We start from the raw sequence: 18,928 nt of genomic DNA on the forward strand, positions 1-18,928 counted from the left end.
AGGAAAGCATTTTGAACCGTTCAGCGGCGCGACTGCCGCATCTCCTGTCCGTCAGCCACAGCCTCTTCGCGCCTGGGCGACTCCCCTGCCCCTGGCGTGCTTCCTGGCTTTCAGCGTGATCCTTCCCGTTCGGAGCTCTTGCTCTGAGGAAATGGAGAGATACGGCCCATGACTTCTCGGGGATGGATATCGCTGAGCCTTCTGGGTCTCGCCGTGCTCGTCAGACCCGTGCCATGAACGACCCGCTCAGGAACGCTGCCGCGAGCGCCGGATGAGGTCCACACCCCAGAGTGCGATTCCGAGCCCGACGAAGAACATCACCTGGCCCACGATCTGAACACCAGGACCGCCTCCGATGGCGAACTGAAGAACCAGGCCAGCCGCTAGCACCACGCCGGCAGCGGCGAAAGTGAGGAAGATGCGCATTCGGTCACGGTACTCCGCGCGCAACGCCGATCCCGCTTTCCGGAACTCCTGTCGAGGAGCGCGCCCGAATCAGGTGTTACGCGAACGAGACCTCGGACGGAGAGCGTCTCAACCATGCTTGCTTCGTGAAGAAGCACCTCACCGCCGCCACTGCTGTAGTCGCGCTCGCGATCTTGCCCATTCTCTCAGCGTGCAGCCGCGAACCCGCAGACCCCGTCGCATCGGCACGCCAGCTCTCCGGTGCCCCCGCGTGGGTCAGGACACCGACCGGGATCGATTGCGGCGAGGCCGAACTGGATTCGAGGCGCACGCTTCCCGAGAAGAATCTCGAGTGCCTGGCCGACGCGAGGAGGGCGGGCGATGCGGCTTTCCTGACGTGGATCGCGCGCACGACCGAGGGCGACCCGATCCCGACTTTTGCTCGAGCGACGCGTTCGGGCGTCGATGTCGCATCGACCACCGCGTACGACTCCTTCGGCCCCGGAGGCTGGAGCGAATCGACGTGCGCCAATGTCGCCGCCTTGCCGAGCTGTGCCGACATCTAAAGTGGGCCCGTGCGTTTTTCCTGCCCTCTGCTTATTTCTGCCGCAGCGTGCGTTCTCCTCCTGGCGGGGTGCTCGGCAGAACCCGCTCTCGACCAAGCCGCCCTCGACAAATGGACCGCGCAGCAGGAGGCCGTCGCTCAGGGCGGGGGGAGCCTCGGTGCTCTGTCTGCAGGTATCACGACCCAGGATCCAGAACCCGGTACGGATGAGGGGATCACGATCACCTATGCCACACCGACCGACATCGGCGGCTTCGACTTCTCCTGCTTTGGCAGCGGCACCATGAGCGGAACGCTGACGACCGTCGCCGGCAGCCTCAGCACCAACAAGGTCTATTCGTCACTCTCCTGCGCCGAAGGGTTGCAGCGTCTTTACCTCTCCCGGGCGGGGCGCACCCAGGTCGAGAAGGTGACATTCAACGCCTTTGATGCAAATCAGGACAGCGCTTGGCAGGTCGTGATCCGCTAGGACCGGGGCGCAGATCCCAGTCAGTCTTGCGGCGCGTCTCGCCCGCGGCGGCGAGAGTCACGACCCGCTGGGTCTCCTGGCTGATCTTCGCCGTGGGCTCTGGGGTGACCGTCACCGTGAGTCTGGTCTTGCTCTTCCTGACGACAGACACTCTGGGCGCGGCCTTCTCTCTGCTCAACATCTGCGTTATCCGCGCCTCTGATCCGAACGTCTGCGACTACTCATACGTCAACGTCACAGCGATCGTGGAGGGGCTCGTCGACCTGGCGGTGCTTGTCGCAACGGGGGTCTCGTTCCGCCGTCGGCTTCGGCGACGCGAGAGCGTCTGGTGGCTCTCGATCGCAAGCACGTGCGCCGGCGTCGGCGGGGCGGGGCAGTTCCTGCGCTATTACATCGCGAGGATGAAAAGGACGAGGCCGGGGGCTCGCGGGGGTTCCTGGGGATACATCGGCAGGCGGACGCTGACGTCAGAGGGTCTTCCTAGGCTGAGCACAACCGAACCACTAGGAGTGACATGCTCAACCGCCACCGCACCGCCCTCGCCACCGCAGCCCTCGCCGGGCTCGCTCTCGCAACGATCGGGGCCGCGCTACCCGCAACTGCCGCCCCGGCACCCGTCCGACTCTCGCTGAACAAGACGGCGACGGCGTCGTCCGAGTTGAATGCCACGATGGCCGCGCATTTCGTCGATGACGGGAAGCTCGGCACCAGGTGGTCAAGCCAGCCCGCGCCCACGAAGCAGTGGATCAAGATCGACCTGGGCAAGAAGTACTCCCTCGACCGCGTCGAGCTGCGCTGGGCCTACGACTACGCGAAGTCGGAGCGCGTGCAGATCTCGACGAACAACGCCACCTGGACCGAGATCTACCAGAACACCGACGTCACCAAGCGCAACCAGTCGATCCCCGTCGGGGCGACGGCGCGCTACGTCCGCGTCGTGGGCGACAAGGCGGCGTACAACAACGGCTACGCGATCAACGAGTTCGCCGTTTACGGCATCGACACCGCGCCGGCGAAGTAAGGCGCACTGCGATCCGCACCCCGTCGGCGCGTCATGCGCTGCCCGACTACGGGGTGCGGATCGCGAGGCCCCGGTGGCGGACCTCGAGAACGGCCCCGCTCACCTTGCCGAACGGGTCGCCGTCCAGCTGGATCTGCTCGGGAACGTCGAACCTCACCGTCAGACGCCGCCCCGACGTGTACCGGAGGGTCCGTGACGTCGGCAGGAAGAGATCGAGCACCCGTCCGAAGCGCGTGCGATGGAAGAACCTGTTGAGCGCGAGTCCGTAGCCGATCTTGGTCCAGCCTGCGCCGCCCTTGGGTCGGAATGCGACGGCGTTCAAGATCCCGTCGTCTATCACGGCGTCCGGAAGCAGCAGCAGTCCCGCTGTCAGGGTGCCGCAGTTGCCGACGATGACGGTGTGCGCCTTCATCTCCTGCTCCGGCTGGTCATCGAGGCCATAGCGCAGGGTGAACTGGTGGTTGCCGAACACCGACCGCGCGATCGGGTCCGAGTACGCCACCCACCCGAGCCGCTTCTTCACCCGCGCGTTCGTGTTGGCGGCCATATTGGCATCCAACCCGACCCCTGCCATCACCAGGAACGCATGGATCTGCACGCCGCCGTCCTCCAGCGTCAGGGTCGCCTCACCGATGTCGACCCGTCGGTCTGTTCCCTCGAAAGCGGTCCGGACCGCCAGCGGCAGGTTGTTCAAGGGCAGGTGCAGGTTTCGGGCGAACAGGTTGCCTGTGCCGACCGGGATCAGCGCGATCGGAATACCCGCGGGGGCGAGTTCCTCCGCCGCGACACGGAGGGTACCGTCACCGCCGGCGACCAGGACCACGTCGGGGTGGTGCGCGGCTGCGTCCTGCGCCGCCCCGCGCCCGTCATCCGCGGCCGAGGTCTCGTGCCACGTCGACGGCCCCCACCCCAGGCTCTTCTCGCGCGCAGCGACCTGGTCGCGAAGCCGCTGCGTGTTGACTTTGGCAGGATTGAAGACCACCGCCGCCCTCGACGATGGGGCGTCACGAGTCTGCGCGTCAGTCGTCACGGTGGAAAGCGTAGAGGACCGCACGCGCCCGCCGAGCCCGCTGGCCGCAGACGGAGGGACGTGAAATTCATAAGACGATCGTCTTTCGAATCTAGCGCGCAAGGGGCCGCGTGAACTACCGTGAGTGCGCCCAGGGTGGTTCCCGGGCGGACCCGCGGCGACCGGTGTCACTGATCCGATGGCGGTCGTCGCGGTCGTGGTCCCCGGTTCACCCCGGGGGCCACTCTCGAGACGGTCTGAGGCGGGCAACGCCATCGACCTTCGAAGGGGTACCGAGAGAGTCTCAAGCCTCCGGGGAGGCCTGCTCGCCGCCAGTGCCCGGCTTCGACGGAGCGACGCCGGGCGCCGACTCCGCAATGGCGATCACCTGGAGCCCATCGACGAGGGTGTCGGCGTCTCTGACCCCGAGAGACGGAAGGATCGTTCTCCACACCTCTCGCAGGTGCTCGTCGGTACGCACGTCCTCGAAGCCCTGATTCTCAGACACGAACACCCCGTAGCTGCCCGTCAGCACGACGCTGACGACCTTCTCGACGGGGTGCTCACGGGGCAGCTCGCCGGACTCCAGGCTCTGCCAGACGAAGTCGTGGGCGATGCCCCTCCAGCTGAACTCCGACGGCGGCAGCGCGAATCCGTTGACCCGCTGGTCGGCCGCGAGGCGGACGGCCGCAGAAGCGAGAACGTTGTTCCGAGCATCGACGGCCGCCGACAGGAGGAGCGTCAAGAGCTTTTCGAGGCCCGTCCCGGATTCAGCGGAGACGACCTCGATGAGAGACCACCACCGGGATCGGGCGTACTCGACGATCTCGACTGCGATCTCGTGCTTGCTCTCGAAGTGGTGATAGCCGATCGCCGACTTCGGGGCGCCCATGCGGTCGGCAATGCCCGCGATCGTCGTGCCCCGGTAGCCCATCTCGGTGAAGGCCTCCGCCGCGGACTCGAGGATCTCGCGCCGTCGCTCGGCCTTCTTCGCTTCCCGGACTCCACTCATCTCAGAACTGACGCTACCCAGCGCCCGGCCTCAAATCCAGCGCGACTCTGCTGTTCGCGGTGCTGCAGCAGATCAGCTGGTCGTCTGCGTCGCAGCGGCTCGACCCATTCGCGTCAGTCGGGTACGGGGCTGTCAGCGGCTACCCCGCGATGCTTGCCGCGGTCCTTCCTGCCGCGTCGGTTCTGCGTCTGCGCTCGAGACGCTCGCACCGCCGCACCGGGAGCGCCGGTCGTCCCACGCACCCTAAAGTCAGTGCCATGAACGTCATCGACTGGACCTCTGGTACCTGGACGAACGCACCCGTGAACGTGGAGATCACTGGCGACGGGATGCGCGTGACAGCCGTCGAGGAGAGTGATGCCTGGCGCATCACGTCCTACGGGTTCGTGCACGACACCGAGCACGCCCTGCTCGCCCCGTTCGCCCCGGGCACCGCGATGGAGGTGTCGTTCCGCCTCGACTTCTCGGCCCAGTTCGACCAGGCCGGCATCTTCGTCAAGGTCGACGACACCTCCTGGATCAAGGCCGGCGTCGAGCGAAGCGACGGTGAGAACAGCCTCGGCGCTGTCGTGACGCGCGGCGTCTCCGACTGGTCGCTCTCTCCCGTGCCCGGCTGGCAGGGCAAGCTCGTCACCATTCGCGCCAGCCGTTCCGGCGACGCTCTGACGATCCGCGCCCGGGCGGACGAGGAGCCGTGGCGGCTCGTGCGCGTGGCACCTCTGGATCCGGAGGCCGCTGTCACCGCGGGGCCGATGTGCTGCGCTCCGACACGGGCCGGCCTGACCGTCCACTTCACCAGCTGGCAGACCGGGCCGGCAGACACGAGCCTTCACCCCGACGACTGAGCGATCGAGAGTCGGAGTGGCTCGCGGAGAACGTCTCGACAACACGGACGCCCGCAGGACGTAGACGTAGGTCGGGCTTTCGCCGCCCGGTATCTGCGGACGCTGAGGAACCACAAACTGCTGGGCGCAACACCCAGCGGATGGCGCGCGCCCTGCGAATTGGACCCTCATCTGATCGATGAACAAGATTATCTCGTCGTGGGACGGCCTGGTTCCTTGGTGAAAAACGCGAACTCAGGACCTCGTTCGCCCGCTTCAGCTCCGCGACTTCACGCTTCAGGCGAGGGTTCTCCTCGAGATCGTCCGATGTCACACCGGGCCGCCGGCCGGCGTAGACCTCATAGCGGCCCTGCCACATCTGAAGCGTCTCCGGACATCTCTTGAGCATCCCCGCGACATGACGAATCGCCGTCATCAGGTTCGGTGCTCCGGGCGGGCCTCCGAAAGCGCCCTCAGAGCCCGTTCGCGCATCTCTGCTGTTTATCTGGCCATGGTTTCCATCCTTGATCAAAAGACGGAACTAAACCCAGGCCAATTCAATGCCAACTCTTGCCTCATGCTGCCTGCCAAGTAGCGCCCTTCAGACATAGTCCCCTTGGCGCCATCGCTGAAAAATTATTCATACAGGTCGTCGGCGACAATGGCCGCGCCGAGCCCTAGAATCGAACCCATATTAAATTGCGAATGACAGCACGAATCATGAAAGCGCGCCCAACCAGCGTCACAGATCGTTGTCAGTTTGGCCCTTGACCAGCCAAGTATGCAGCGTGGTCAGGAGGTCGTGGTCGTCGACCGATACCGTTCGTTGGTGCGCAACATCGTTGCGCAAATCGCTAACCGATGCAATCCAACTGGTGCGACCTTTCCGACCGCCGGGCTTGTTCTCGTCTCCAGGAGGCGTGTAACGCTTTTCAAACAGCTCTTGCCAAAGTTCCTGCGTCTGGATCATCACGTCGCGGTAGTTGACGATATAAAGGCAATCCCACTCGTCAATTTCTTGTCCAGGCACCCGATCTGCGTTGCGTTCGACCATGATCTTGCCGGCCTCGACGCGCAAATTCCTGGGCACACCAAACTTGAACCACTCTGCCCCATACCTGTCCTGCAGGCGCTTTCGGACGTCTTGCTTCATAAACGCCTCTAGGGCGTCGATCATGTCGCGAGACTCGTCGTTGAACTGCTTCTGCTCATCAAGCAGATACTCCTCTAGGCCCGGCGGGTTGAATTCAGGCCGGGCCTCGTTCACCGCTTGCTGCAGACGCCGCCAGTACTTTGTCCCAGCACCAGACCCGTATAGTTGTCGGTATTCAAGGCCCTCGGCCGGCTCTAGACCTGCAAGATAATCGATCATAGAGTCCAAATAAGGTACTGCATCCTCGTAAAGGGTTCGCGAATTCTGAAGTCTCGGGTCGTAGTCGCCGCCTTGGGTTGCATTGTGGACAACGATGTCGCCTAGGAGCCGAATGATCGACTCGATGCCGTTATTAATGAACACGAATCCGCCCTCTGCGCTACCGAGCTTATATTGGACGTCCAGGTGTTCTCGAACATGACCGATTCCTAGTGCGAGGTACTCAAACAGGGCATCGCAAGTCGCATCGTTGGTGCCTCGGTAGAAGGTACCAATCTCTTTCACCTCCGACTTAGTGAATGTGCCAATGAACCCTCCCCTGTCGAGACCTCTTGCGACTGCGTCGATAGTGAGGCACCGAAGCGGAGTCTTCGTTTCTTCCCCAACTTGAACGCGGCCATAGAGCGGTGACACCTTGTCCTCGCCGAGTCTTTGTGCGAGCACTAATTTAAGCGCTTTTGACTGCTCGCGAAGGTCATCGGACGCATACAGAAGATCGGCGTTGAGAGTGTTACGGAGGTTTTTCGGTACGGCCTGTTGATTCTCATTAACATCCATGAACATCCGCATTTGAGCCGAGCGACTGAGCGACACGAATGCGACGACAGGAATGAGATCCGTTGCCGCTCGAGCGCTGGCAGAGTACCCATACAAGCGGTGCTGCCCGTCTATGACATAGGCTGCCCTGAAAGTCTGCGGCAGATGCAAGATGCCAGCGCGGGTCTGTCCGTCCACCTTCCGGAACGCGTCAAATTGAAGACCGCGTGGGCCCCCTTCCAGGCTCAGAATCAGCGAGTTAGGGAAGTACCCCCCAGAATCGACAAACTGGGCCACGTTCTTAAGGCGTGTCTTTTTAATAAGGCGCTGATAGGTGGGCATGAGGCTCGAGTTTGCCTTGTTCCTGTGCAAGATGTAGCCAAGTTTGAGTAGACGATCTGGCTCGATAGAGAATGAGTAATACTTCTGGCCGCCCATAGAGGCCTCAATTGCCACTACTTCGTGGTTCAGGTTCGGAATTTTCTGGCCCGCGAAGAGATTCCCGAGAAGCTGGAACCGGGCAGCCGCGCCAAGGTGATCTGCTAGGGCAAGGTAATAATCAATCACCTCGTCACCCATATGGATGATATCCGCGTCCGCGATCCGTTCCGCGGTTGGCTTCGTAACGCCGTAATTGTTCGTAGCCAGCACGAATTTCACTTTGTGGTTCTCGTACTCGTTCTTGATGGAACGGAGCATTCCGGCCCGCTGGCCCTGAATCGTCTCGATTTCCTTTTTGAACTGACCAGTCCTAGTCTCCGCCGTTGATTTGCACTCAACCACTAGAACGACGTCATCGTCGGCAGCAAAGACGTCGATCTGTTGGCGCTCTCCGATGCCGGGGCCGTACTTAAGGGTTAGGAATCGATCTTTATTCAGCGAGGTAAAACCGAGCTTTGCAAACGTCGCCCAGACGCGATCCTCAAACGCCACGTCATGAGGCTTTGCTTTCCTCATGCGCACAGAACGCTTATTCCGGGTATCAACTACCCATCCTTGCTCCTCCAGTTCTGGGATACGGGTGGGCGGAACTGTTTGCAACAAGACGGGAGCCAACCGCCTGCGGGTCTCGGCCAAAATACTTTTCTCTGGCACTAAGGCGTCGCGGATCAACTCGCCCTGCGGTGGGAGCGTCATGCGATCGGTAAATTCGTGAACAGGTATTCGGTGGCGCGCCCCCGGGCCGCCAACCTGCCTCCTACATTATTCTTTCGACTGGTTTCCACGCGCCTGTCCCCCTTCTCGAAAAGCTCGGAAATAGATGTGTGCGCCGCATTGGTCATCACGTAGTAAGCGCCCCGGTCTCGAACCTGATCTATCGAGGCGCTTAATCGCTCTTGGTCGGCAAATAGGAACAATCGGTCGTTGTACTTCACGAAGCCATTGCTGTTGTGAGCCACCGTGTATGGGGGATCAAGGAAAACGAGGTCTCCCTCGCCAACTTCACGGAGCGCTTTCGCAAAATCCCCCACTAGGAGCGACGCAGACTCCAACCGACTGCTCGCTAATTTGAGCTGCGTCAGATCTGGCCGATTGTCCGTCTCCTTATACCCGAACGGAACGTTATACTCCCCTCGCAGATTGACCCTGTGCAAACCATTGAAAGAAGTGTGATTAAGGAAGATAAACCTCGCGGCACGATTGACTGGCGTCCGTGGTCTGGCCGCACGAGCCTCGTAATAGTCCTGGGCCGTGTTTTTGTATTTGCGTAACCGGTTCCAAACGTCTTCTGGGGCATCTCGCACCGCGGAATAGGTCTCGATGAGGTCCGCATTTAGGTCGCACAGATACGAATGGCCCCCAAAATCAACCCCGAAAAATATAGCAGCGCCACCAGCGAAGGGTTCGTGGTAGTTGCGAATCGGTATGCCGGTTGTAAGTTCCTCAACGTAGGAGACAAGCCAACGTTTTCCGCCCGCCCATCGAAGAAAGGGCGGTAGGCCTAAATGGGACCACGTCGGCGCCATTGCCGAGGGTTCCGGTGATGCCTCCGACATGTATGTCCTTGTCCTACAGAAGTTGAGTGGGTCGATGATATGCGTGCCGCCCGTCGCTCTGTGCAAAACACGCCGAATGAGAGACTGTCAGTCATAAAAAAGGCAGGGTGGTTCCGGCACTTAATTCACAACCACTTCGAGCTGGTCCTCCGCGGTGCGAGTTTCGCTGACAACATCCACTTCGGACTGCTATGAAGCCTTGTTCCTTGACAACACGCACGCCCGCAAGGCAGTGCCCCTGGAGGGACTCGAACCCCCAACCCTTTCCTTAGGACGGAACTGCTCTTCCATTGAGCTACAGAGGCTGATCCGTCAAGCCTACCGAACGTCACGCCCGGCTACAGAGCCGTCACATGTGAGCGCGCACACCCGCAGGGGAATAGCGTGCACCCATGCCTCTCACCGCCGAGACCTGGCCCATCGCCGCGATGCTCCTGCAGTTCCCCAACCAGAAGCGCGACGGCACCACCGTTCAAGACGACCCGCCTGAAGCCTGGCGGGAGGTGTTCGACGAGGTGCGCGCAGCCGGCTTCACGGCAGTCGACCTGACCGACGGCTGGCTCCGCGTCGGCGACCTGAGCGCCGAGCAGCTCGACGCACTGAAGCACGAGGCGGCCAGTGCAGGTCTTGCGACGCCGGCAATCAGCCTGGTCCGCCGCAGCGTCATCGACGCCGAGAACTGGCAAGACAACCTCGCCTTCACCCACCGCACCATCGATGCGGCCGCGGCCCTTGGTGTCGGCACCGTCAGCATCGGCCTTCACCAGGCGCTCACCGACGCGCAGAAGCAGCAGCTCTGGTTCTGGACCGTCGACGGCCACAAAGACCCCGACGACGCCGACACCTGGCGCAAGGCAGTGACCCGGATTCAGGAACTCGCCGACCACGCCGCAGACCTGAAGATCGAGCTCTCTCTCGAGATGTACGAGGACACGTACCTCGGCACCGCCGACTCCGCGGTCCGGCTCAAGACCGACATCGACCGCCCGAACTGCGGCCTCAACCCCGACCTCGGCAACCTCGTGCGCCTGCACCGCCCGATCGAGGACTGGCGCGAGGCCCTGAAGAAGACGCTCCCCCACTCCAACTACTGGCACGTCAAGAACTACTACCGCGACGAAGACCGCGCGAACGAGATCTACGTGGCCAGCCCTGCGCCGATGGAGTTCGGCATCATCAGCTACCGCGAGGCGATCAAGATCGCACTCGCCTCCGGCTACACGGGCGCATTCTGCTGCGAGCACTACGGCGGAGACGGCCTGAGCGTCAGCGCGACCAACGAGAAGTACCTGCGAGGCCTGCTCAAGGCCCTGAAGAAGGAGAACCGATGACCGAGTACGCAGTGGTGGGATCCGGATACATGGGCGGCGGCATCGCGCAGGTGCTCGCCTTGAGCGGCGCGAACGTGGTGCTCGCCGACGTGTCAGCCGAGATCGCCGAGTCCAACCTCGAGCGGCTGCTGCGGGAGGCAGGCGACTTCGAGCGCGACGGGTTGATGCGCGACGGGGCCGTCGAGTTCCTGCGCCCGAGACTGAGGGCCGCTGCGAGCATCGAGGAGGCCGTCGCAGACGCCGACTTCATCGAAGAAGCCGTGCCCGAGAAGATCGAGCTGAAGGGTGCGACACTCGCCCGCATCAGCGCAGCCGCGCGACCAGATGCCTTGATCGGCAGCAACACGTCGACGATCTCGATCACCGAGCTCGCGGGTCATGTCACCAACCCGGAGCGCTTTCTCGGGATCCACTTCTCGAACCCGGCGCCGTTCATCCCCGGCGTCGAGCTGATCGCGCACCCGACGACGACCGAGCAGGCGATCGCCACCGCTGAGACCATCGTGCGCGCCACCGGCAAGCAGACCGCCCGCATCGGCGACCGAACCGGCTTCGTGCTCAACCGCCTGCAGTACGCCCTGTTCAGCGAGGCGAACCAGCTCGTCGAAGAAGGCGTGGCCTCGGCCGAAGACATCGACACCGTCGTGCGCACCACGTTCGGCTTCCGGCTGCCGTTCTTCGGGCCGTTCGCCATCGCCGACATGGCCGGACTCGACGTCTACCGCTTCTGCTACGAGTCGATGCAGACCGACTTCCCCGAGCGCTTCGCCACTCCCCCGCGGCTCGACGCGCTCGTCGAGCAGGGCCGGTTCGGCACGAAATCGGGCGGCGGCTACTTCGACAACACCGAAGACGGGGCGCAGGAACTCGTCGCCTACCGCAACAAGGCCTACGTCGCGATGCAGCGTCTGCTCGACGAGCTCGGCCCCGCCCCGCTGGGCCCGCCCGCCGCCTGACCCGCGTCGACACCCCGCAGGGCTAAGCCGCCGTCAGGTACTCGTCCCAGACGGCCTGGGGCTGCTCCACCCCGCGCACCACCCAGCCGACGCCGTGCGGCGCCTTCGGCACGAACCGCAGGCTCCAGCCCATCTCGAGCGGGGTGCGGTTGCTCTTGAGGTTGTTGCAGCGCAGGCAGCAGGCGACGAGGTTCTCCCACGAGTCGACGCCGCCGCGCGAACGGGGCTGCACGTGGTCGATCGTCGCCGCCTTGCCGCAGTAGGCGCAGCGGTGCGCGTCACGGCGGAGGACGCCGCGACGCGAGACCGGGATGAGCCGCGTGTGCGGCAGGCGCACGTACCGGGTCAGGACGATGACGGAGGGCCGGTCGTACTCGAACCGGGCGCCGTGCACGGGATTATCGGCATCGGCGGCCAGGACGGTGGCCTTGTGGCTCATGACGAGCACGAGGGCCCGTCGGAACGACACGACAGCGAGAGGCTCGTAACCGGCGTTCAGGACAAGAGTGCGCATTGGTTCCCTTTCGAAACGGCCTGGACGGCTTCCAGGCATTCGATCTCGCGCGGTTCAGCGATTCATCAGGGGTGCCCACGAAAAAAGCACCGCCACACAGTGGCGGTGCTCAGTCGTGGGCGCCGAAGCGCACACCGGAATGGTGCAGGCCTCGGCGCGTGGTCCGTATGGCACAGCTGAGCAGCGCACCCATGGTGCGAGTGGCTGCTCGGTGCGACATGCGGTCTCTCCTGGTGGATCGTCGATCTGCGTTGCGCTCACATTACGACACGTCCCGCCGGGTGCAAAGCACTGGCGAGAACGGTTTACAGGGTGTTAACCGCGAACGGCCCCTCTCCCGCGGGAGGGGGGCCGATGCGGCAAGACCTACTTGATGCCGAATCGCACGAAGTGGACGTCGGTGGTCCACAGCGGGCGGACACTCACCACACCGCCGGGCTTGGGGGCGTCGAGGATCATGCCGTTGCCGGCGTAGAAGCCGTCGTGGCTGCCGTTGTTGAGCACGACGACGTCGCCGGGCTCGGCATCGGCCTCGGAGATGATCGTGCCAGCCGCAGACTGCGCGGGCACCGAGTGGGCCAGCGAGATGCCGTACTGGGCGTAGACGTACATGACGAAGCCGGAGCAGTCGAAGCCGGAGGGCGTCGCACCGCCGAAGACGTAGGGGGTGCCCTGGTACTGCAGCGCGGTCTGGTAGACGGCGGCGAGCGAGAACGCGGGGTGCGACGGCGAGGCCAGGTAGTCGGCGGCCGTCTTGCCGGTGTAGGCGGTGCTGGCGGCGAACGAGGCGCGCTGGGCCGTCGAGGCGGCGGTCTCGGTGGTCGAGAGGGTGGTCGCCGTCGTAGTCGTGGTCGTCTGCACGACGGGAGCCACCGGGACGGTGGTCGTGTAGCCGTCGCGCGAGAGGCTGGCGTTCTTGACGCCGGAGGCGACGGAGACGGACTGCGAGCCGTTGGCGCGCACGGCGTTGACAGCCGCGGTGCTGGCCGACGAGGAGTCGCTGTCGCCGGGGGTGTGAGCGAAGGCGGGAAGCGCCATCGTGCCGAGAAGACCGGCGACGAGGGTCAGGGCGCCGACGCTGGCGACGGTGCGCTTCATGGAGTGCCTCGACGCGGCGGCCTTGGCCTGGGCCTTGTCGGCGGCGCGAGCGGCGCGGCGGGTGACCGGAGCCACGACTGCGTCCGCCGTGACCGTCGTGACGGGGCCGGTGCGGATCGGGTCGGTGCGAGGGGTCGACCGGCTGGCGACGAAGCTCGTCGTGCGCGGTGTCGTAGTGATGCCAGTGCTCAAGAGGGGGAATCTCCTGCGCCTCGACGTGAATCGGCCACAGCTGTAGCTGCGACCGGGCCTCACGACCCATCCGTTCGTTGGATCAACGACTCACGGCGAGAGATGGGAATCGAGACGTCTCGCCACGGGCCCGGCAACCGGCTTCCTGGTTGTTTGGACTTGGCGAGCGTACCCGAGTACGACCTCCGTGTCATCCTGAAGGAGGACATTTGTAACGAAAAGGTAAAGAGACCTTGTGGTTTTCAGATAGCCAGGTAGATGTGCGCCGCGACGTCGCTGGACAGCTCGATGGCATCGTCGTACCCCTCCACCTGAACCCGCACATACGTGCCTGCCTGCGACACCGTGGCGGTCTTGCCAGGTTGTACCCCGTTGTCGTGGAGCTGCTGGAGGAAGTCCGGCTCGAACTGCACGGGCTCGGCAAGGCGACGAATTGTTCCTGACTTTCCGCTGGGATTCTGCGAGGCCACGTCGACGATCGAGATCACGCCGTCCATGAAGCGGCCGGCGGGCGAGTCGCCGAGCTCGTCGAGGCCCGGGATCGGGTTGCCGTAGGGCGACTCGGTCGGGTGGTCGAGCATGTCGAGCAGACGGCGCTCCACCTGCTCGCTCATCACGTGCTCCCACCGGCAGGCCTCTTCGTGGACGAGAGCCCAGTCGAGTCCGATCACGTCCGCGAGCAGGCGCTCGGCAAGGCGGTGCTTGCGGATCACATGGGTCGCCTTCGTGCGACCGGCAGTGGTCAGCTCGAGGTGGCGGTCGCCCGAGACGATGACGAGGCCGTCGCGCTCCATGCGGGCGACGGTCTGCGAGACGGTGGGGCCGGAGTGACCGAGCCTCTCCGAGATCCGGGCGCGAAGAGGCACGATGTTCTCCTCTTCGAGATCCAGGATCGTGCGAAGGTACATCTCAGTGGTGTCGACGAGATCGGTCAACGGTGCCTCCTGGTCGTTGCTGGCACCGGGCCCCCGGTGTCCGCGCGCGTGGACCCGATCCTACCGGCCCCCGCCTTAGGGCCGGATCACCTGGGGGTCGTCTGAGGGTGACCGACCGGTACCCCGCGATCGATACCATCGTTCGCATGGCGGACATCCAGATTCCTCGCGACCTCCTTCCCACCGACGGCCGATTCGGCTGCGGCCCCTCGAAGATCCGCGGAGCCCAGCTCGAGCACCTCGTGACCTCCGGGGCGACGATCCTGGGCACCTCGCACCGCCAGGCTCCCGTGAAAGACCTCGTCGGCCGCGTCCGCGCCGACCTCGGCACCCTGTTCGACCTGCCGGACGGCTACGAGGTCGTCCTCGGCGACGGCGGCTCGACCGCCTTCTGGGACGCCGCGTCGTTCGGCCTGATCGAGAAGCGCGCCGAGAACCTCTCGTTCGGCGAGTTCGGCTCCAAGTTCGCCAAGGCGGCCGGCGCCCCCTGGCTCGAGGCCCCGCACGTGATCACCGCGGCCGGCGGCTCGCGCGCCGAGGTCGAGGTCGTCGATGGCGTCGACGTCTACGCCTGGCCGCACAACGAGACCTCCACCGGCGTCATGGCTCCCGTCACGCGCGTGGCCGGCGACGCCGGGGCGCTCACGGTCATCGACGCGACCAGTGCGGCGGGCGGAGCGGCGTTCGACGCGGCCGAAGCCGACGTCTACTACTTCGCGCCGCAGAAGAACTTCGCCTCCGATGGCGGGCTGTGGTTCGCCCTCATGTCGCCGGCGGCAATCGAGCGCATCGAGCGCATCGCCGCGACCGACCGCTACATCCCCGAGTTCCTGAGCCTGAAGAATGCGGTCGACAACTCGCGTCTCAACCAGACCCTCAACACCCCGGCGCTCGCGACCCTGCTCCTGCTCGAAGACCAGACGCGGTGGATCCTCGAGAACGGCGGGCTCGCCTGGGCCGACGCCCGCACCAGGGAGTCCTCCGGAGCGCTGTACGACTGGGCGACCGCCTCCGACTACGCGACGCCGTTCGTCGTCGACCCCGACCACCGCTCGCAGGTCGTCGCGACGATCGACTTCGACGACGCGATCGACGCAGCCGCCGTCGCCACGGCACTGCGCGCCAACGGCATCGTCGACACCGAGCCGTACCGCAAGCTCGGCCGCAACCAGCTCCGCGTAGCGACGTTCACGGCCATCGAGCCCGACGACGTGCGTCAGCTGATCAAGTCGATCGAGTTCGTGGTCGGCGCGCTCTAGCCGTCACGAGGCGTGCTCCGCCCCGGGCTCCTCCCGATCTCGAGGAGCCCGGCGCGGGATCCCGCCAGCGCATGCCGATCCGGCCTCGTCGGCGCGCCGATCTCCTCGAGAATGCGCGCCGAGCGGGGGCTACTTCTCGTCGGAGGTCGCAGCCGGGTCGAAGCCGGCGGCCTCAGCCGCCTCCTCGACGTCGATGCCGTCGAACTCCTCGCGAGGGGCGAGGTCGTCGCCGTCCTCGTTCTCTTCTTCGTCGTCCGACTCGTCCTCGTCGTCCGACTCGTCGTCGTCCTCGTCGTCGAAGTCATCGTCGTCGTCGGGGTCGTCGTCGTCGCCGGAGTCATCCGACTCGTCGGAGTCGTCGTCGTCGGACTCGTCCTCGTCGGAATCGTCGTCGTCGGAGCCGTCCTCACCTGACTCGTCGGCGTGGGCCGCAGCCTCCTGCGAGGCCTCGTACTCGGCGAGGCGCTCCACCCACGGCACCCAGTCGGGTGCGAGGAGCGCGTCGCCGGTCGGAATCAGCTCGGTCTCGAGCACGTTCGGCGCCTCGCCGTCGAGCTCGGCGATGCTGACGGTCCAGAGCCAGCCCGGGTAGCCGGGGAGAGTGTTCTCGAAGCGGACCGTCGAGACGCCCTCGCCCTCGTCGACGATCTCGAACGGCTCGCCGATCGTGTCGTCGCGCGTGATCTCGAGCAGCGCCGTGCGGGCGAGCGAGTAATAGTCGTCGGCCCGTGCCGAGTCGAACGCCTCAGGCATCGAGCTGGTCCGCGATCTTGCGGAGCACGGCGGCGACCTGCGGGCCGTTCTCGGGGTAGCGGCCCCGGCGGAGTCGGTTGCCGACGCCGTCGAGCATCTTCACGAGGTCCTCGACGATGACCGCCATGTCTTCGGCCGAGCGGCGGTTGCGCTCGACGAGGCTCGGGGCCTTCTCGAGCACGTGGACCGAGAGCGCCTGCGCGCCCTTCTTGCCGTCGGCGATGCCGTACTCGAGGCGGGCTCCGGCCTTCACCCCGGTCGTGCCTGCGGGCAGGGCCGACGCGTGGAGGAAGACCTCTTGGCCGTCATCGCCGGAGATGAAGCCGAAGCCTTTCTCGTCGTCGTAGAACTTGACCTTGCCGGTGGGCATGACTGAACTCCTTGGTTGCGGGGCGCCCTTGCGGGCGACCTACAGCATACGGGGCCACAGCCAGGGCCGCCCCGACTACGCTGGGGCCTGTGGCTACCAAGACTCTCTCCGCCGACGCTGCGACCGGCATCCGCCGCGTCGAGCGCGTGCTGTCGTACGCCGCCATCTCGGTGGCCGGCCTGGGCGTCGTCTGCATCGCCATCATCCTGATCGGCGCCGCCGCCGGCATCGGCAACCGCGACAGCAGCATCTGGCCCACGGTCACCGTGCTCCCCGCCCTCGCGTTCCCCATCGCAGTGCTCCTCCTGATCTCGTACGTCATCGTCAGCCTGGTGCGCCGCAGCCGAGAGAACCGAGAGACCTCACGCTGATACACGGCCGCCACGGCGAGGCAGAGGCGCCTCGTGGCTAGCGCCCTCGACCTCGCGGGCGAGCTCCGCCGCCTTCCGAAATCCGAGCTCGCCGAGCGCCTGAGCGAGCGACAGGTCTCACGCCCCAACGCGGTGAAAGACGCGTTCGATCTCGCCGACGTCCTGCTCGACCGCCCGTCGGTGCGCGAGGTCGTCACCCGGCTCGACCGCGTCGCGCTCCTGGTGCTCCGCGCGGCCGCGCATCCCACTCGGGCGCAGGAACTCCCCGCCACCGCCCACCCCGCCTTCACCACGGCGCCGCCCGACGTCGAGCGCGCCCTCGAGCGGCTCACGCGGCTCTTCCTCGTGCTCGACCGCGACGGCGTCATCACCACGTACGAGCCCGTCATCGAGGCGCTCGACGACGACCCCGCGCTGTCGCTCCCGGCCCTGGCCGAGACGCTTCCCCCGGTCGTCCTCGAGGCCGTCGACGACGTCGACCGGTCGGCGCAGGACGCAGCGAGCGCCGAGCGCCTCTTCGCCGTGGTCGTCGAGGTCGCCGAGATCGTGCGCGCGGTGTCCGAGAGCCCGGCGCGCCAGCTGGCGCGCGGCGGTCTGGCGCTGCCGGAGACGCGGCGCCTGGCCGAGGCCGCCCGCATCGACGTCGACGACGTCGCTCCTCTCCTCGACGCCGCGCGCTCCGCCGGCCTGGTCGACGTGGGGCCGGACGGCTGGGCCCCCACCTCCCGCGCCGACGACTGGCTGCTCGCCGAGTGGGCCGACCGCTGGGCGGCGCTCGTGGCCGCGTGGCTGGGCGCGCTGCCGGGCGAGATCCGCACCGTGCTCGACCAGCGCAGCTCGACGTCGTGGGGCGAGCCGCTCCGCACGTTCAGCACCTGGTACTTCCCGGCGGGCGGCGCCTGGGTGACCGAGCGGCTCGAGGCCTTCGCGCGCTCGGCGGCGCTGTTCGGGCTCACCGTCGACTCGCGCCCGACGAGCGCCGCGGTCGCACTCCTCGGCGACGGCCTCGAGGCGGCGACCGACGTCGTGCGCGCGCTCCTGCCCGAGCCGATCGAGAACGTCTACCTCCAGCACGATCTCACGGTCGTCGCGCCGGGCCCGCTGGCGCCCGCGCTCGACGCGCGGCTCCGCACGATCGCCGACGTCGAGAGCGCCGGGCTCGCGGCGACGTACCGGATCAGCGAGGCGCGGATCCGGCAGGCGCTCACGGAAGGCGAGTCGGCCGACGGGGTGCGCGAGTTCCTGCGCTCCCTGTCTTCGACGGGGATGCCGCAGCCGGTCGACTACCTCATCACCGAGACCGCGCAGCGCCACGGCCGGTACCGGGCGCACGACCTCGAGCCGTCCGAGCTCGACGAGGTGGCCCGGCGCATCGGCGCCGTGAGCCGGCTCCGGAGCGACGACGCCGCCCTGCTCGACACCGTCTCGGTCGACCAGGCGCTGCACCCGCTCGGGCTCATCCGTGTCGACGCGCACCGCATGCTGTGCCGGTTCAGCGCCGAGACCGTGTACTGGGCCCTGAGCGACGAGCGGTACCCCGTGCTGATCGAGGATGCGGCGGGCGATCCCGTCCGGCCCCCGGCTCGACGACGTGGTCGTCGACCTGCGTCGGCTCCGTCGCCGGATCCTCTGGACGGCCTGGTCGAGCGGGTGACCGCGACCGCCACCGACGACGACACCGAGCGCGCCTGGATCGCCCGGCAGCTCGACGCCGCCGTGAAGAGCCGCATGACCGTCGTCGTGTCGGTCGCGATGCCCGACGGCACGACCACCGACCTGCAGATCGAGCCGACCGGCGTCGGCGGCGGACGCCTTCGGGGGCGCGACCGCAAGTCGGACATCGAGCGGACGCTGCCGCTGTCGAGCATCGTCGGCGTCGCCACGCCCGATCACGACTAGCGGGAGGCCCGGGGCGAGCCCGAGCGGGCCGCAGAGACG

Annotated in this window: 19 protein-coding genes and 1 tRNA gene; 9 read left to right on the forward strand and 11 right to left on the reverse strand. The window is 65.8% G+C overall.

What is annotated here, in order from left to right; all coding sequences use genetic code 11:
* Positions 1 to 246: 246 nt before the first annotated feature.
* Positions 247 to 426 (reverse strand): hypothetical protein, encoded by a 180-nt coding sequence (locus EDF46_RS11760; protein ID WP_123506440.1) that lies wholly within the window; start codon positions 424 to 426, stop codon positions 247 to 249.
* Positions 427 to 551: 125 nt separating this feature from the next.
* On the opposite strand from EDF46_RS11760, the gene EDF46_RS11765 reads away from it, so the two are divergent.
* The 3 genes from EDF46_RS11765 (at position 552) to EDF46_RS11775 (ending at position 2,460) form a co-directional block, all read left to right on the forward strand.
* Positions 552 to 971: a hypothetical protein gene (locus EDF46_RS11765; RefSeq protein WP_123506441.1), complete on the forward strand. Its 420-nt coding sequence runs from the start codon at positions 552 to 554 to the stop codon at positions 969 to 971.
* A 9-nt stretch (positions 972 to 980) separates the two neighbouring features.
* Positions 981 to 1,439, forward strand: coding sequence for a hypothetical protein (locus EDF46_RS11770; RefSeq protein WP_123506442.1), 459 nt, complete (start codon positions 981 to 983; stop codon positions 1,437 to 1,439).
* 514 nt (positions 1,440 to 1,953) lie between these two features.
* The gene (locus EDF46_RS11775) at positions 1,954 to 2,460 is read left to right on the forward strand and encodes a discoidin domain-containing protein (RefSeq protein WP_123506443.1); all 507 of its coding nucleotides are present in this window, start codon (positions 1,954 to 1,956) and stop codon (positions 2,458 to 2,460) included.
* A 46-nt stretch (positions 2,461 to 2,506) separates the two neighbouring features.
* Here the strand turns inward: EDF46_RS11775 and EDF46_RS11780 are convergent, their stop codons facing one another.
* Positions 2,507 to 3,490, reverse strand: a complete 984-nt coding sequence (locus EDF46_RS11780; RefSeq protein WP_233580006.1) for a diacylglycerol kinase family protein — start codon at positions 3,488 to 3,490, stop codon at positions 2,507 to 2,509.
* Between the two features lie 283 nt (positions 3,491 to 3,773).
* Entirely contained in the window at positions 3,774 to 4,481 is a 708-nt protein-coding gene (locus EDF46_RS11785) for a TetR/AcrR family transcriptional regulator (protein ID WP_123506445.1), read from the reverse strand.
* Between the two features lie 257 nt (positions 4,482 to 4,738).
* On the opposite strand from EDF46_RS11785, the gene EDF46_RS11790 reads away from it, so the two are divergent.
* A complete protein-coding gene (locus EDF46_RS11790; RefSeq protein WP_123506565.1) occupies positions 4,739 to 5,326 on the forward strand; it encodes a DUF1349 domain-containing protein in 588 nt (195 codons plus the stop codon).
* 721 nt (positions 5,327 to 6,047) lie between these two features.
* Here EDF46_RS11790 and EDF46_RS11795 read toward each other — a convergent pair.
* The 3 genes from EDF46_RS11795 to EDF46_RS11805 form a co-directional block, all read right to left on the reverse strand.
* On the reverse strand, positions 6,048 to 8,351 hold the full coding sequence (locus tag EDF46_RS11795) for a DGQHR domain-containing protein (protein WP_123506446.1): 2,304 nt from the start codon (positions 8,349 to 8,351) through the stop codon (positions 6,048 to 6,050).
* Positions 8,348 to 9,211 carry a Dam family site-specific DNA-(adenine-N6)-methyltransferase gene (locus tag EDF46_RS11800; protein WP_123506447.1) on the reverse strand — a complete coding sequence of 288 codons (864 nt, stop codon included), beginning with the start codon at positions 9,209 to 9,211 and terminating at the stop codon, positions 8,348 to 8,350. Before EDF46_RS11800 ends, EDF46_RS11795 begins: the two co-directional genes overlap by 4 nt.
* Before the next feature lie 233 nt (positions 9,212 to 9,444).
* Positions 9,445 to 9,516 (reverse strand) — tRNA-Arg (locus EDF46_RS11805).
* Between the two features lie 87 nt (positions 9,517 to 9,603).
* Between EDF46_RS11805 and EDF46_RS11810 the strand changes: the two genes are divergently transcribed.
* Together EDF46_RS11810 and EDF46_RS11815 are read left to right on the forward strand one after the other, a co-directional pair.
* Positions 9,604 to 10,542, forward strand: a complete 939-nt coding sequence (locus EDF46_RS11810) for a sugar phosphate isomerase/epimerase (RefSeq protein ID WP_123506448.1) — start codon at positions 9,604 to 9,606, stop codon at positions 10,540 to 10,542.
* The gene (locus EDF46_RS11815) at positions 10,539 to 11,498 is read left to right on the forward strand and encodes a 3-hydroxyacyl-CoA dehydrogenase family protein (protein ID WP_123506449.1); all 960 of its coding nucleotides are present in this window, start codon (positions 10,539 to 10,541) and stop codon (positions 11,496 to 11,498) included. Before EDF46_RS11810 ends, EDF46_RS11815 begins: the two co-directional genes overlap by 4 nt.
* A 22-nt stretch (positions 11,499 to 11,520) precedes the next feature.
* Here EDF46_RS11815 and EDF46_RS11820 read toward each other — a convergent pair whose 3' ends face one another.
* The 3 genes from EDF46_RS11820 to EDF46_RS11830 all read right to left on the reverse strand — a co-directional run bounded on the left by EDF46_RS11820 (position 11,521) and on the right by EDF46_RS11830 (position 14,237).
* Complete coding sequence (locus tag EDF46_RS11820; RefSeq protein ID WP_123506450.1) at positions 11,521 to 12,012, reverse strand: HNH endonuclease; 492 nt, start codon at positions 12,010 to 12,012, stop codon at positions 11,521 to 11,523.
* 366 nt (positions 12,013 to 12,378) lie between these two features.
* Positions 12,379 to 13,302: a C40 family peptidase gene (locus EDF46_RS11825; protein WP_123506451.1), complete on the reverse strand. Its 924-nt coding sequence runs from the start codon at positions 13,300 to 13,302 to the stop codon at positions 12,379 to 12,381.
* A 242-nt stretch (positions 13,303 to 13,544) separates the two neighbouring features.
* Positions 13,545 to 14,237 carry a metal-dependent transcriptional regulator gene (locus EDF46_RS11830; RefSeq protein ID WP_123506452.1) on the reverse strand — a complete coding sequence of 231 codons (693 nt, stop codon included), beginning with the start codon at positions 14,235 to 14,237 and terminating at the stop codon, positions 13,545 to 13,547.
* 146 nt (positions 14,238 to 14,383) lie between these two features.
* Here EDF46_RS11830 and serC point away from each other — a divergent pair, with 146 nt between their 5' ends.
* Entirely contained in the window at positions 14,384 to 15,496 is a 1,113-nt protein-coding gene (gene serC, locus EDF46_RS11835) for a phosphoserine transaminase (RefSeq protein ID WP_123506566.1), read from the forward strand.
* A gap of 129 nt (positions 15,497 to 15,625) precedes the next feature.
* On the opposite strand, the gene EDF46_RS11840 is transcribed toward serC, so the two are convergent.
* Together EDF46_RS11840 and EDF46_RS11845 are read right to left on the reverse strand one after the other, a co-directional pair.
* Complete coding sequence (locus tag EDF46_RS11840; RefSeq protein WP_123506453.1) at positions 15,626 to 16,249, reverse strand: DUF3027 domain-containing protein; 624 nt, start codon at positions 16,247 to 16,249, stop codon at positions 15,626 to 15,628.
* The gene (locus EDF46_RS11845) at positions 16,242 to 16,619 is read right to left on the reverse strand and encodes a cold-shock protein (protein WP_123506454.1); all 378 of its coding nucleotides are present in this window, start codon (positions 16,617 to 16,619) and stop codon (positions 16,242 to 16,244) included. The genes EDF46_RS11840 and EDF46_RS11845 overlap by 8 nt, the downstream gene beginning before the upstream one ends.
* A gap of 89 nt (positions 16,620 to 16,708) precedes the next feature.
* Here EDF46_RS11845 and EDF46_RS11850 point away from each other — a divergent pair, with 89 nt between their 5' ends.
* Both EDF46_RS11850 and EDF46_RS11855 read left to right on the forward strand, forming a co-directional pair.
* Positions 16,709 to 16,990, forward strand: coding sequence for a hypothetical protein (locus EDF46_RS11850; protein WP_123506455.1), 282 nt, complete (start codon positions 16,709 to 16,711; stop codon positions 16,988 to 16,990).
* A gap of 33 nt (positions 16,991 to 17,023) precedes the next feature.
* On the forward strand, positions 17,024 to 18,889 hold the full coding sequence (locus EDF46_RS11855; protein WP_123506456.1) for a helicase-associated domain-containing protein: 1,866 nt from the start codon (positions 17,024 to 17,026) through the stop codon (positions 18,887 to 18,889).
* Positions 18,890 to 18,928 lie beyond the last annotated feature (39 nt).

This window comes from Frondihabitans sp. PhB188 (assembly GCF_003752365.1).
In the GTDB taxonomy this organism is placed as follows: Bacteria; Actinomycetota; Actinomycetes; order Actinomycetales; family Microbacteriaceae; genus Frondihabitans.

What these genes read in the sequence shown, in the direction of transcription:
- EDF46_RS11760 (WP_123506440.1), bottom strand. Translation starts at nt 426, where the DNA reads ATGCGCATCTTCCTCACTTTCGCCGCTGCCGGCGTGGTGCTAGCGGCT.
- EDF46_RS11775 (WP_123506443.1), top strand. Translation starts at nt 1,954, where the DNA reads ATGCTCAACCGCCACCGCACCGCCCTCGCCACCGCAGCCCTCGCCGGG.
- EDF46_RS11785 (WP_123506445.1), bottom strand. Translation starts at nt 4,481, where the DNA reads ATGAGTGGAGTCCGGGAAGCGAAGAAGGCCGAGCGACGGCGCGAGATC.
- EDF46_RS11790 (WP_123506565.1), top strand. Translation starts at nt 4,739, where the DNA reads ATGAACGTCATCGACTGGACCTCTGGTACCTGGACGAACGCACCCGTG.
- EDF46_RS11795 (WP_123506446.1), bottom strand. Translation starts at nt 8,351, where the DNA reads ATGACGCTCCCACCGCAGGGCGAGTTGATCCGCGACGCCTTAGTGCCA.
- EDF46_RS11800 (WP_123506447.1), bottom strand. Translation starts at nt 9,211, where the DNA reads ATGTCGGAGGCATCACCGGAACCCTCGGCAATGGCGCCGACGTGGTCC.
- EDF46_RS11810 (WP_123506448.1), top strand. Translation starts at nt 9,604, where the DNA reads ATGCCTCTCACCGCCGAGACCTGGCCCATCGCCGCGATGCTCCTGCAG.
- EDF46_RS11815 (WP_123506449.1), top strand. Translation starts at nt 10,539, where the DNA reads ATGACCGAGTACGCAGTGGTGGGATCCGGATACATGGGCGGCGGCATC.
- EDF46_RS11820 (WP_123506450.1), bottom strand. Translation starts at nt 12,012, where the DNA reads ATGCGCACTCTTGTCCTGAACGCCGGTTACGAGCCTCTCGCTGTCGTG.
- serC (WP_123506566.1), top strand. Translation starts at nt 14,384, where the DNA reads ATGGCGGACATCCAGATTCCTCGCGACCTCCTTCCCACCGACGGCCGA.
- EDF46_RS11840 (WP_123506453.1), bottom strand. Translation starts at nt 16,249, where the DNA reads ATGCCTGAGGCGTTCGACTCGGCACGGGCCGACGACTATTACTCGCTC.
- EDF46_RS11845 (WP_123506454.1), bottom strand. Translation starts at nt 16,619, where the DNA reads ATGCCCACCGGCAAGGTCAAGTTCTACGACGACGAGAAAGGCTTCGGC.